The 11295-nt window shown below is 46.1% G+C and carries 12 protein-coding genes and 3 pseudogenes; 8 read left to right on the top strand and 7 right to left on the bottom strand.

Annotated features, from left to right (window positions below; translation table 11 throughout):
* Positions 1 to 128 precede the first annotated feature (128 nt).
* Entirely contained in the window at positions 129 to 1487 is a 1359-nt protein-coding gene (gene yjjJ / locus AAKU64_RS21375; RefSeq protein ID WP_354335638.1) for a type II toxin-antitoxin system HipA family toxin YjjJ, read from the bottom strand.
* A gap of 89 nt (positions 1488 to 1576) precedes the next feature.
* Here yjjJ and AAKU64_RS21380 point away from each other — a divergent pair, with 89 nt between their 5' ends.
* Positions 1577 to 1732 (top strand): hypothetical protein, encoded by a 156-nt coding sequence (locus AAKU64_RS21380; RefSeq protein WP_354335636.1) that lies wholly within the window; start codon positions 1577 to 1579, stop codon positions 1730 to 1732.
* Here the strand turns inward: AAKU64_RS21380 and AAKU64_RS21385 are convergent.
* Positions 1682 to 1885: pseudogene (locus AAKU64_RS21385) on the bottom strand (DDE-type integrase/transposase/recombinase); the annotation flags it as partial. The gene AAKU64_RS21380 and the pseudogene AAKU64_RS21385 overlap by 51 nt on opposite strands.
* On the opposite strand from AAKU64_RS21385, the pseudogene AAKU64_RS21390 reads away from it, so the two are divergent.
* Positions 1874 to 2023 (top strand): annotated as a pseudogene (locus AAKU64_RS21390) (ATP-binding protein); the annotation flags it as partial. The pseudogenes AAKU64_RS21385 and AAKU64_RS21390 overlap by 12 nt on opposite strands.
* A 1208-nt stretch (positions 2024 to 3231) precedes the next feature.
* On the opposite strand, the gene AAKU64_RS21395 reads toward AAKU64_RS21390, so the two are convergent.
* The 3 genes from AAKU64_RS21395 to AAKU64_RS21405 form a co-directional block, all read right to left on the bottom strand.
* Complete coding sequence (locus AAKU64_RS21395) at positions 3232 to 3444, bottom strand: hypothetical protein (protein ID WP_354335634.1); 213 nt, start codon at positions 3442 to 3444, stop codon at positions 3232 to 3234.
* A gap of 277 nt (positions 3445 to 3721) precedes the next feature.
* Entirely contained in the window at positions 3722 to 4015 is a 294-nt protein-coding gene (locus AAKU64_RS21400) for a hypothetical protein (RefSeq protein WP_354335632.1), read from the bottom strand.
* Positions 4016 to 4091: 76 nt separating this feature from the next.
* A complete protein-coding gene (locus AAKU64_RS21405; RefSeq protein ID WP_354335630.1) occupies positions 4092 to 4427 on the bottom strand; it encodes a hypothetical protein in 336 nt (111 codons plus the stop codon).
* Between the two features lie 1135 nt (positions 4428 to 5562).
* Between AAKU64_RS21405 and AAKU64_RS21410 the strand changes: the two genes are divergently transcribed.
* Positions 5563 to 5925, top strand: coding sequence for a hypothetical protein (locus AAKU64_RS21410; RefSeq protein ID WP_354335628.1), 363 nt, complete (start codon positions 5563 to 5565; stop codon positions 5923 to 5925).
* 416 nt (positions 5926 to 6341) lie between these two features.
* Positions 6342 to 7163 carry a substrate-binding periplasmic protein gene (locus AAKU64_RS21415; protein WP_354362976.1) on the top strand — a complete coding sequence of 274 codons (822 nt, stop codon included), beginning with the start codon at positions 6342 to 6344 and terminating at the stop codon, positions 7161 to 7163.
* Between the two features lie 24 nt (positions 7164 to 7187).
* On the opposite strand, the gene AAKU64_RS21420 is transcribed toward AAKU64_RS21415, so the two are convergent.
* Positions 7188 to 7496 carry a tyrosine-type recombinase/integrase gene (locus tag AAKU64_RS21420; protein WP_354362978.1) on the bottom strand — a complete coding sequence of 103 codons (309 nt, stop codon included), beginning with the start codon at positions 7494 to 7496 and terminating at the stop codon, positions 7188 to 7190.
* 14 nt (positions 7497 to 7510) lie between these two features.
* On the opposite strand from AAKU64_RS21420, the pseudogene AAKU64_RS21425 reads away from it, so the two are divergent.
* A pseudogene (locus AAKU64_RS21425) lies at positions 7511 to 7612 on the top strand (IS3 family transposase); the annotation flags it as partial.
* 75 nt (positions 7613 to 7687) lie between these two features.
* On the opposite strand, the gene AAKU64_RS21430 reads toward AAKU64_RS21425, so the two are convergent.
* Positions 7688 to 7885, bottom strand: coding sequence for a hypothetical protein (locus AAKU64_RS21430; protein ID WP_354335775.1), 198 nt, complete (start codon positions 7883 to 7885; stop codon positions 7688 to 7690).
* A 449-nt stretch (positions 7886 to 8334) separates the two neighbouring features.
* On the opposite strand from AAKU64_RS21430, the gene AAKU64_RS21435 reads away from it, so the two are divergent.
* The 3 genes from AAKU64_RS21435 to AAKU64_RS21445 all read left to right on the top strand — a co-directional run bounded on the left by AAKU64_RS21435 (position 8335) and on the right by AAKU64_RS21445 (position 11102).
* A complete protein-coding gene (locus AAKU64_RS21435) occupies positions 8335 to 9522 on the top strand; it encodes an Ig-like domain-containing protein (RefSeq protein ID WP_354362979.1) in 1188 nt (395 codons plus the stop codon).
* Positions 9519 to 9851: an ice-binding family protein gene (locus AAKU64_RS21440; RefSeq protein WP_354362981.1), complete on the top strand. Its 333-nt coding sequence runs from the start codon at positions 9519 to 9521 to the stop codon at positions 9849 to 9851. The genes AAKU64_RS21435 and AAKU64_RS21440 overlap by 4 nt, the downstream gene beginning before the upstream one ends.
* A 105-nt stretch (positions 9852 to 9956) precedes the next feature.
* Complete coding sequence (locus AAKU64_RS21445) at positions 9957 to 11102, top strand: OmpA family protein (RefSeq protein WP_354335771.1); 1146 nt, start codon at positions 9957 to 9959, stop codon at positions 11100 to 11102.
* Positions 11103 to 11295 lie beyond the last annotated feature (193 nt).

Consider the following 11295-nt stretch of genomic DNA (forward strand, 5'->3'; position numbering starts at 1 on the left):
GATCGTCGTTGTGTTTGTTGGGCATCGGGGCGATCAGTAAAATTGAGGCCGCATCGTAACATCACCGCTTTTCGAGTTTGAAGTGCACCAACGCCGGCTATCAGTGCACTACCGTTTTTGCCAGATTGTTAATCGCGTTGTGACCTAATCAAAAGATCGATTTGTTTTGCGTTAGCTGCTGAAATCATACGAAAGTGATCGCTGATCCGTTGATCACCTGCTGCACGGTACCAAAATACTGTAGCTGCTTCCGCTGCTTTTATCCATGTTGGCCGATCTCTTGGGGCAGGTAACAGAGGCATAAATTTTCGGTCAACCAATTCAACTCCGCGCTGCGGTGCATAGAACATCGGTAGCATATCGTAAGCTGGCGCTAGAATAAGATGGGGCCGAAATCCCAGGTTGCCGTCATGCATATCGGTATTGGCGATTAAACGACCGAAGTGCTCTAAGAGTTTTATCTGATGTTGGGTGTCTTCTGAGATATCGTTATTTTCGAACAAATCATTCGCACCTTCAGACCATGATCCGGTCTTCCCGAAAAGAGCAAAATTGATTTCATGCCAGCTACACACTCCAGAACGTCCGACTTCCCCGTGTCGATCGAATCGATCAACTTCATAGAATGTCCGACCGCCAAATTGATAAATACGACTATTCGCCGCCGGAACTTTCAGAGTGTCAGCAATCGCACTCAGCGCAAGGTGCTCGCACACAAGTAAATCTGACCATCGCTGTTCTTGTGGCGAATTATCTGATCCTGAGAATTTTACAATGACATGCCGGGGTTCTTTTCCCATACGCCGGGCAGTAAACTTTGGAAATTCTCCCGCAGCTGATGATCCTACAACGCCAAAGTTAAGCGCCTGTTGAGCTAATTCTGGAAATGCATTGATGATGTTGTCATCATCGAGAAACTTCGCAGACTTTTGCTGTTCATCATAGAACCGACGCAAAGCCGGCTCACCCAAGATGTAATTGCCTGGTTGATCGAAGCCAACTGTGCTCAACACGTGCAACACATCATCTTCACTCCAGCGGGTAACATCGTCATCGACCTGCAGAATAGATGCATACTGATGCGCAAAATTACGACCTAAAAATCCTTGTGGCCGCATATCTGCCAATGGATAAGGCAGTCCCCGAAACCAACCGTCTTTCATTTCGTCATCGAGTGGCCATGGAAATGGTACAGTAAAGTCCATTGCGCAACCTGTCGGATAGACAGGCTCAAGTTGCCCCACTTCATGCGTTCTTCCTTTGATATCGACGGAATACAGCATCAGCGGAGCTATAGCACCGCGAATTCCTCGCCGCGCTGCGTAAGTCGTTCGGCGAGCACGTCCACGAGAAACGACTTGATCGCCCAATTCAGTAATTGCCCGCATCAAAGATGGCCGGCTCACACCTAGTCGCGTCAACAATTCGCCCGATTGTTGGCGATGCCAGGTGCGAAGAAGTTCGATGACTGATTGAGATATTTTCATGTAACGATTATTTTACAATAAAATATCGTTAATTAATTCTGTAAATTAATAAAAATAATTAATTTATGTAACGATCATTGTAACGATATATGAATTATATCTTTATCGGTCAAAGAAAAAAATCAGGCAAATTTTCGGGTCCTAGCGCGTTGTTGAGCCAAGCGCAGATTTTTCATCCTGAGTATGACCCCGACTTACACTGGACGGTCTTGTCCCGCCAACGCATAGATCTGGTCGGCGTGTGACATCGGTGCAGCGTCATCGACGGCGAACTGGTCCTTGCGGATCATGTGTATCAGCTCGATACCTGCAAGCACGGAGGTAGCAGAGAGAAAACATTTGAAGTTGAGCATCGGCCGGGTCACCCGCTTGACGGCGCGGTGGTCCTGTTCGGCGATGCAAAAATGACTACGGCATTACTTGATCGTGTTACGCATCATTGCGATATATTGGAAACTGGGAACGATTCTTACCGATTTAAGCACAGCAAAAATCGTTCTGAACAAGCCGATAAAGTGGAAAAATTTGGACGCTGACAGGTGGTAAATATTGGACGCTATTTGACAGACTCAACGGTTTCAAATCAACCAGTATACGAGAGAGGGTATGGATATCCAGATCAGAATTATGTCGCAATACATGTCCGTCTTTCTGGTCGAGAAAAGGCGCCAGAAGGAAGCGTGAACACATTGGTTCACGCTTCCTAAGACGATCCCCGATGACAAATTCACTGCGTGGCTTAACCCGGTTTCTATGTAGCCTGAACATGTGACGGGGGCCGGCGCCCAGTTATGGTGGAATAACGCATGGGGGAGATCTGGCAGTCTATCCAGTTTCTGCTGATCCACCGACGATGCGTGTCTCGTTGCGGAAGCGCCAGGCCGAACACATTGATTGGGCGAATGATACGCTGCCCGCATTAACCACGGCGGGATTAAAATATAAAGCGGCAGCGAGCGACCAGCAGTTCGTCCCAAAGTCCAATGAAGCGACTCCAACCTGCGAACAACAGAATTGAAGCTTAACCATACGACCTTGAACCTCGAATGTCTGTTTTTCAAATACGCTATGACCGCTTTGGGTACATGGTGAGCAGTCATTTTTAGACAGCTGCCATTCAATTATTAAATTTTTCTTGCAGCTAATAATCTGCCCTCAATCTCAACTATGGTGAAGGCGATCAGATGTTAGAAAACGATTATATCAGCTTTGCTGCAAAACCACCCATAGACAGGATTTTTGTCGACCATTACGTATAGTAGGAAAAACAGTTGATCACTACCCAAGAAATAACGACGGCTATTTATTCAAATTGCAGCTGATGAGTATCGTCTTGTATGAAATTGTCGTTATTGGGAAGAGATGAGGACATCGCTGTGTGCAAAAGTTTTCCACAAAATCAGTGGGCAACGTTGTGGATAAGTCGATTTAGCGTTGAAAAAGCGCGGTCTGTGCCTCACAAATTCAACAAGACTTCTCGTTGCCACATTTTTATGCAGTGATACAACGATAAACGAAATCACCAAAACGTAGTGCTGGTAATAGCCTCAACGAAATAGCATTCGCCACCACTTTTCCAACGCGTTGGATAAGTTCCTAATGATAAGGGCTCATACGGTGATACAAAAGGTAATGGTAGTGAGCCGAGTCGCTTTTAGATTGTTCTGTCAAGGGCAAACATACAAATGATTGACGTCCTACATTCCCTCACGGGACAAGGACGTCAAATAAGACCTCTAAAGAGCTATTGCAGAAGACAGTAAGGCATATCATTTACCTGTTGCGCTGCTATTTTCGCCCAAATAAGACAACCCTCATCGACGAGTTCCCTGACACGGCTTTCCCCTAATTCACGTAATAAAGTCGGCGTTATTGCACCGAGTTTGCGGTCTAGTAAAGTTTCCCAGCACGCTTGTTCATTATGTTCAAACTCCACCCAGCCATTGACGATATGCATTGTGTATCTCCATTAGTTAACTTTCGAATCATAGACAACTAGATCTCAGAGCCCCCGCCGCCATTACTGCTTCACTCCATTTATCGCACCCCCTAAAGGTGAAAAATAGGCACGAAGGGTAAAGCGCGAGAAGCCTCGCCACCCAGGCTCTTGAACTTCCCCATGGGCGGACTCTGATGCTCTCCAGGCACCAATAAAAATCGCACAAAATAATTTCCAACTAAATATCAAAACACGTTTTGCTAATATCAGCATCGATCTTCTCCTACATTAAAACTCATTGAACACAATGACGGATTACTTGCCTAGCCGCGGTAGAGCGTGCGGTTACATTGATTACACTGAAAGTACCGGCGATGATCTGCCCGATTACTCCAGCCGTATTGCCTAATAGCGCGCGAATGACAGCGATGGCACTGTGTCCCAGAGCGTGTCTTACATTCCGGATGCTGCTTCCAATACTCTTCCAACGTAGGCCAAGACAGCCAGTCCCGGTGCGGTCCTGCAACTGATCCTTGGTACCACAGATATCCAATGACGCCGATAAGACCGCCGTAGAACAATATTCCATAGAGCTGTTCCATTTTGTGCTTCCTTTTGGGTAAATTGACGATAAGAATTGATCGCGTGAAATTAACTAAGCGAATCTATTGAACGCGCTGATAGTCACGCCCGTCACAGATCAAATAGCCGGTGTGTTTGTCGATCGTCAAAAAAAGAGGCAATCCATTCCGTATTTCTAATGTGCCATCTTTCAATACGGCCGGATAATTTCGAGTGCAATGATCGAAGCAGTAAATAGTAGTTTTTCTAACGATAAAATGCGCATCATTTTTAACAATCTCGAGCTTGTTACCCGACCTCTCCCTATCTTGCCAATGTCCAATAAATGCATCTCCCGCTTCAGACTTGGGTGCCTGACATCCGGTGAGACAATTTAAAATAACGCCAATAACAAATACTAATTTTAAGAAGAATTTCATAGCCAACTTTCAGAGTGAATCCAGACGCGATCTGGTAGTAAGGAATGATTGCAGGTCGACGTTAAAGACAAGGCCTACTAATCATGTTGAGGTCATTGATTTCAAAGATCGCCCGCTAAAATCATTCGCTGAACAATTTCAGAATCCCACACAAAAGCGTCTTGTCAAATTGCGGAAAATTAGAGAATGTCCCAAATAAATTCAAAGATAAAACGCGACATCTCGTTTTTTAAATAATGAATTCCGTCAAAAGATGCACTGACGGAATTGAGCGTGCAGGCCAATAGAGCACATCGTATTTGAAAGCCAAATGCTGGATAAAAAAGTAGACGAAAATAAATGAAACAGGGAGCGGGGGACGGTAGTGATCCCGCAGCGATTCATTTGCGGGATATCATTAAGAGTGAGACTTGGGAACTAGTTTTGGAGTAATTTGGTTTGTCATTTAAAAAAACAGCCTTGGACTCGCGCTTAATTTCGTCTAATCTAACCAATTATCCGATAGATATTTTACGATTGAGGACGAAATGGATCTCAGTTTGCTAGCAATAGCTATATTGATTTTCAGATACTTTCTGGTCTTTATGGTGTTTATTTAATGATGGGCTGTATCCGTGGAATTCGGTACGAGCGCACCGTGCGGGAAGCGGGGCCATAATTTTTGTAGTAGGTACTGGTCTGCTTCCATATCATTTTTGGCTTATTGAAACTTACACTGAGCGGTGGGTGACATCGAAAGCAAGAACACCAGGAAGCTTAATTTACGCGTGTCAGGTCAGTAAATAAATATAGACAATGTACATCCTGCATGAGTTACAGTATTGGGAACTGGGATAGATTTGTTGTCGCTGCATGCGGCTACGTTGTGAGACTAAAGTGCATTGATGCTCAATGAATACCAGGTTAGGACAAAAGTATTAGCAGTGAAAATTGAAGTAACGAATCAAGCAATTTATGTAAAAGAAGTTCGTGTTGTATTGAATCGTTTAGCCAAATAACGATTCACTGAAAATATTAGAGGAATGCTTCAGTGATGGTTACATTTAGATTGTTTTTGCTCTTCAGTGTTGGTCTCTTGAATCCATGTTTTTCATAGAGCGCGGTGACTGCAAGCGATCAGCTCGTCGCAAAGAAGATGTCAAAGGCCGAACTTGACCAGTACGGTGAACTTGATGCAGCAGTTCGAAAGGTGGACGAAGCATTGGTGTTTCACCTGTTGAACTTAACTGGCATCGAATTCCGGCTGTGGTTCTGCAGAGGTGAGCAGGTAGCTGGACAACAGCTCCTAGCTAACATTCTGGACGAAAACGATCTCTCTAATGTTCATCGAGATCTATTTGAAAGGTGGCATGTTGTCAAACTTCAGTTTAGTGGTCATAGCGTTGCGGTTTGGAGAGAAATCGGAGCCGAAGACGCGATGAGGACCATTGAATGTAATGGGGAGAAGCTTGCAGATTCAAGGGCATGGCTTTCAAAATATAAGAAAGATCATTTATGAGCGAAGTTTTGAGCCGAATTAGATTCGTAATTGAGATTGGAGCTTTCGTCACATCAATCACTGCATATCGGCGTTCAGGGATGTTTTAGGCGATCGATGCGCATGTCGATGTTCGCTCACCGATTTCCTTTTTTGGGATATCGCCGTCGTACCCTTGTAACAGAGGCGTGCACTTCCTCCTTTGATCATCTTTTAAAATTTTCCTCGCAGAGTTCATTCAAGGTATCCTATTTTTAGAACACATAATGTACACATGTTTTCTTAAATGGGAATAACTCCTAGACGACCAAGCTTTTTTGATTGTGCTAAGGCAGTGTGATTTAGTTCAAAACAAATCTTAGAATTTCGCGCAATGCCAATTTAGAAGTCGAACGACTTCTACCTGATTACAGCAAATCTAGTTGGAGAAATTGTTTATGAGCCTTTTTAAAAACACAACTTGCCGAATAAGCGTATGGCAGTTGCGAGTATTTAAATTTATTGTGTCTGTTCTTTTCATCGCACCGGTTACACCAGTGCAGAGTGTTGAATTAACGATTTATACCGAGAATTGGCCACCAATCAGTTTTAAAAACGGCGATAAAGTAGATGGTATGGCAGTTGAAGTAGTGGATGCATTGCAAAAGAAAATGGGAACAAATTCAGCGATACAACTTGTGCCTTGGGCGAGGGGATACAAGGCGGTACTAGAGGACCCCAACGTCTTGCTTTTTACAGTTGGACGCTCTGCTGAAAGAGAAAAACTAATGACCTTGCTTGGTCCAGTAGCAGTATCCAAAACGGTGCTATACACACGAAAGGGGAATGCAAAAAGGTTATTGTCCCTAGGAGACAAAATCTACAATATTCCTGTAGGTGCATATAGAGACAGCATATTTGCAGATGCAGCGGTGAAAAGAGGCTTTCACACTTTAGATCTAGCTGCGACGCCCCAGATCACTGCGAAAATGCTGATGATGAATCGCTTTGATTTGTGGTCAGAAGGTAGTGTTGTCGTGCCATCGGTGTTAAAGGACATTGGCTATTCTGGGGATGATGTAGAAGCGGTGATGATATTGGATAGTCTGGAACTTTTTCTAGCGTTCTCGGCAAAGACCCCACTTGCCACTATTAAGTTGTGGGAGGGAGCGATGCGTCAAATTAAAAAGGACGGTACATTTCAAAAAATTCACCAAAAATGGCTGCCTAATGAACAGGCTCCGATGGATGTCTATCGTATTGGCTTACATGCATCTTGAGTACGTGCCAACACAAGTAGGTTTTTACAACGCTGTCGATTGCCGGATAGCTGCTACTAACTCAGCCGGAGTAGGGTTGTAATAGAGCATCGCCATTTGCAAGGTTTTCCAGCCAAAAATTTTTGCCAGCGTTGCTGCGGGTAATATTTTCGCCCATCTGGACGCCGCTTCATGGCGTAGGTCATGAAAACGTAAATTTGTTATGTCAGCATGTCGGCATAGCCGACTAAATGCCGCAGTAACGCCATCGGTTGCCTGGAATCCCGTCAATCGACCATGTGGATGTTGTTGGGCACTACGCAGAGCAGATTCTGCAGTGACTGACAAAGGCACAATTCATTTAAGCGCTTGATACCTGTATTCGCTGGTACAACGAAAAACGTATTACGATGTCTCTTGGCTATCTCAGCCCAATCGAATACCGAGAGTGCCTAGGTTTGACAACGTAAATCAGTCCAAGAAAATATCCGCACCCCCCAACACTTCTGGGGCACTTTACGTGAATAGTTCCGTTAATTAATCACCTAGTAAGTATCATGTTCAATATCGCTAACCTTACGCATATCTGCGACAGAGTGATTGTCATCAATACTAGTAATAGCGTCAGCGTAACGCATGTCAAGCTTGATGTTGTCGTGGCCATATGCATGGGTGGCGAACACCTGTGCACCCAGCGAAGGATCGCGTGCGGTGAGACTTAGCATTACGCGGATATTAGACATCGTCAATGCAGGTTCTGTCGCAATAGCGAACCCAAGACTCCGTCTTGGGTTCGCTATTGCGACAGAACCTGCATTGAATAAGACACGAAGCGACTTGAGAAGTTTGGACTTTTCCGTACACCCCTATACTTCTTTTCGCAACGTTCGCCAGCGAACAGATCAACTTGCTGAATAGGCGAATAGTTCGTCTGTAGTCTCTTTGCCGAATTCTGTTTCGATCAATCATTTTGAGCCTATTAATATCTGTGCACGATCCGATAGGTGGTGTGAAGCCACCACGAAGTCAATTCGTGCGTCAAGTAAAAGTCCTAAACAAATCATTTACTTGCTAGTTTCATGTCTAGCGCAATTGGCTCATCGCTCTTTAATAGAACTATCCGACATAGATCACAAAAAAACACGATTTCGTTACGAGTATTAATGAGTGTTAACCATTTGAAGGAAATAATATGAACGGCCTTAAACGTTACAGTAGTAACCTATTCTATTCTGCAGGATTTCTGCTAGCAGCACTCTTGGCAGGATGCGGAGGTGGCAATCAGGGACGGGATCCGATACTGGGATTGCCCACCGCAGACTTAACCAGCGTCGCCGTAACTCCGGCGAATAGCTCAGTTGCCGCTGGCAACACCCAGCAGCTAGTCGCAACGGCGACGTTTGCAGACGGATCAACTCGCGATATCACTGCGGTGTCGGTATGGACCTCGGCGGCACCGGGCGTTGCCACTGTCAACAGTATGACTGGTCTTGCTACCGGCGTCGCCACTGGCACCGCGGCAATGACGGCAAGCTTCCGTAGCAAAACGGGGGCTGCTAACGTCACTGTACTGCCACCAGCCGTAATCTCGATTGCGCTGACACCGGTTAACCCAACCGTCAATATCGGAGCGTCGCTTCAATTGGTGGTGATCGGAACGTATTCGGATAAGACAACCGCCGATCTGACTAGCGTCAGCAAGTATATTTCTGCCAGTCCTGCTATCGCGAGCGTCAATAATACCACCGGGATGAGTAATGGATTGTCTGGCGGGAGTTCAGTTATTACGGCAAGTTATGGAACGCAATTAGCCACCACGATCATCACGGTTCCCGCAGCGACTCTGTCCTCAATTACAGTGACGCCAGCCAATGCGTCTATTTTGGTCGGTGCTACCCAGGCTTATACGGCTACCGCAATTTATTCGGATAACTCGACGGTCAACATCACACAGTCGGCTATCTGGGCTTCGGGAAATACAGTCGTTGCATCGGTGACCTCAACGGGACTTGCAACCGGCTTTTCCGCTGGCGCAACTATGATTTCGGCAACTTCCGGCACTAAATCTGGCAGCGCGAATCTGATCGTGAATGCGCCCATCAATCCACCGGCAAGTAGCATTAATCTTGGTACTGCGACTACCTTTGGCGTACTCGCCGGCACCTCCATCACCAATAACGCTGGCGGCACCACGTTGGTCACAGGCGATGTGGGATCACCATCGCAGACTACCGACCCAGTCCAGGCTCTCGGTTTCACCAACTATAAATCTGGTGCGGTGTTAACCAACGCGCTGGCAGACCTGCAAACCGCATCACAGATGCCAATAGTCGCATTTGCGACATTAATTCGGCTGCCGGCATCGACCTGGGCGGCTTGACTCTTACTCCCGGCGTGTATTGCTATGCGGGTGCCATCAGCATTACCGGCACCTTTACCATGAGCGGACCTGGCGTATATATATTCAGAACCAGTTCGACCCTAAATACTACCGCGAATTCGATTGTGGCTCTAACCAACGGCGCAACGTATGACAGCGTGTTTTGGGTTCCAGTTGGACCTACAACTCTAGGTGCAAATAGTGTATTCAAAGGAACCATACTGGGTAAAGCGGCGGCGATCACTTTAGGTGATGGCGCATCGCTTCTCAACGGTCGTGTATTGACCGGCGCAGCCGCAACGCTAGCCAATAACAAGATAACAAAATAAGTAGCTAACCACCCAAGTGGACAGGTCCAATGACTTGTCCTGTTCAAACAAAATAAGCGACTGGTGACTTTTACTGTTACCAAGTTTCTTTGAATGGAGAAAATGATGAAATTACTCAAACAATTCGGCACTCTCGGCCTGGTCGGCTGCACTATGTTGACCAGTCAGATCGCCCTCGGCGATGATGATTTTAACAATCCCGAGTGGGCAAATTCAGCATGGTATATCGGCGCAGGCATAGGTAAATCACGCGCCACTATTGATGATAAAAGAATCATACGCAGCTTGATGGACAACGGGGCCAACAGCGTAGATTTTCGTTCCAATGACCGCGATACCGCGTATAAACTTTTTATGGGCAAACAACTGAATCAAAATTTTGCGCTGGAAGCAGGTTATTTTGACCTAAGGAAATTTGGTTTTAACGCCGTGACGACTCCTCCTGGAATCCTCAATGGACAAGTCGGTTTCAAGGGCATAAGCCTTGATTTACTAGGCCAGATTCCGCTCTCGGAGCGCTTATCCGCGTATGCTCGCGCCGGTGTGAATTATGCAAGAGCCGACGCTCATTTTACGGGCGATCGCTTATTGGCCGTGACCAACCCCAATCCTTCCGAGCGAAAGCTAAATCCTAAACTAGGTGTCGGAATTGACTACAAACTATCTGAAGCTTTGGCCGTACGCGGAGAAGTAGAACGTTATCGACTCAACGATGCGATAGGCAATCGCGGAGACGTCGACTTTTACTCTGTGAATCTGGTCTACAAACTGGGGCGACCTGCGACACGCGTACCCGTTGGCAACGCACCGCAAGCAGCGCCGATGCCAGCGTCTGCCGTGATGGAACCAACACCGCCGCCGTCCCCAATGCCAGCACCGGTACCCAGTTCGGAAAAAGTCACATTTGCCGCAGAAGCCTTATTTGATTTTGACCGCTCGCTGGTGAAACCCGAAGGTAAAGCTAATCTGGATGATATGCTGAATAAAATGCAAGGGATGAACACCGAAGTCATGGTAACGGTCGGCCATACCGATTCCGTTGGTACTGACGGGTACAATCAGAAATTATCCTTACGCCGTGCTGAAGCGGTCAAAGCCTACTTGGTGTCTAAAGGGATCGAAGATACCCGTATTTACACAGAAGGAAAAGGCAAAACACAGCCTATCGCAGACAACGGCAGCAAGGAAGGACGCGCCAAAAATCGCCGCGTCACGATTGAAGTTGTGGGTATGCGCACTGCAACGAAGTAATGCGGCAGCGAGCGATAATAAAAATATACTCGTATAGCGTCGAGCAGGTCGATTAATGTATTGAAATTAAATTAATCAACTATTTGATGTAATAAGACCGGCGTTGGTGCACTTAAAAGTTGAAGTAAAAAGTACCCCAACCCCGATCATTTATGCAGGAACTTTCTGACTACGGACGGAGTTTGGGCGTCCA

Source organism: Undibacterium sp. GrIS 1.8 (genome assembly GCF_040544445.1).
In the GTDB taxonomy this organism is placed as follows: domain Bacteria; phylum Pseudomonadota; class Gammaproteobacteria; order Burkholderiales; family Burkholderiaceae_D; genus Undibacterium.

Excerpts from the sequence above, each read along its gene's own strand:
- yjjJ (WP_354335638.1), bottom strand. The coding sequence starts at position 1,487 with ATGAAAATATCTCAATCAGTCATCGAACTTCTTCGCACCTGGCATCGC.
- AAKU64_RS21380 (WP_354335636.1), top strand. The coding sequence starts at position 1,577 with ATGAATTATATCTTTATCGGTCAAAGAAAAAAATCAGGCAAATTTTCG.
- AAKU64_RS21395 (WP_354335634.1), bottom strand. The coding sequence starts at position 3,444 with ATGCATATCGTCAATGGCTGGGTGGAGTTTGAACATAATGAACAAGCG.
- AAKU64_RS21400 (WP_354335632.1), bottom strand. The coding sequence starts at position 4,015 with ATGGAATATTGTTCTACGGCGGTCTTATCGGCGTCATTGGATATCTGT.
- AAKU64_RS21405 (WP_354335630.1), bottom strand. The coding sequence starts at position 4,427 with ATGAAATTCTTCTTAAAATTAGTATTTGTTATTGGCGTTATTTTAAAT.
- AAKU64_RS21410 (WP_354335628.1), top strand. The coding sequence starts at position 5,563 with ATGTCAAAGGCCGAACTTGACCAGTACGGTGAACTTGATGCAGCAGTT.
- AAKU64_RS21415 (WP_354362976.1), top strand. The coding sequence starts at position 6,342 with ATGAGCCTTTTTAAAAACACAACTTGCCGAATAAGCGTATGGCAGTTG.
- AAKU64_RS21430 (WP_354335775.1), bottom strand. The coding sequence starts at position 7,885 with ATGTCTAATATCCGCGTAATGCTAAGTCTCACCGCACGCGATCCTTCG.
- AAKU64_RS21435 (WP_354362979.1), top strand. The coding sequence starts at position 8,335 with ATGAACGGCCTTAAACGTTACAGTAGTAACCTATTCTATTCTGCAGGA.
- AAKU64_RS21445 (WP_354335771.1), top strand. The coding sequence starts at position 9,957 with ATGAAATTACTCAAACAATTCGGCACTCTCGGCCTGGTCGGCTGCACT.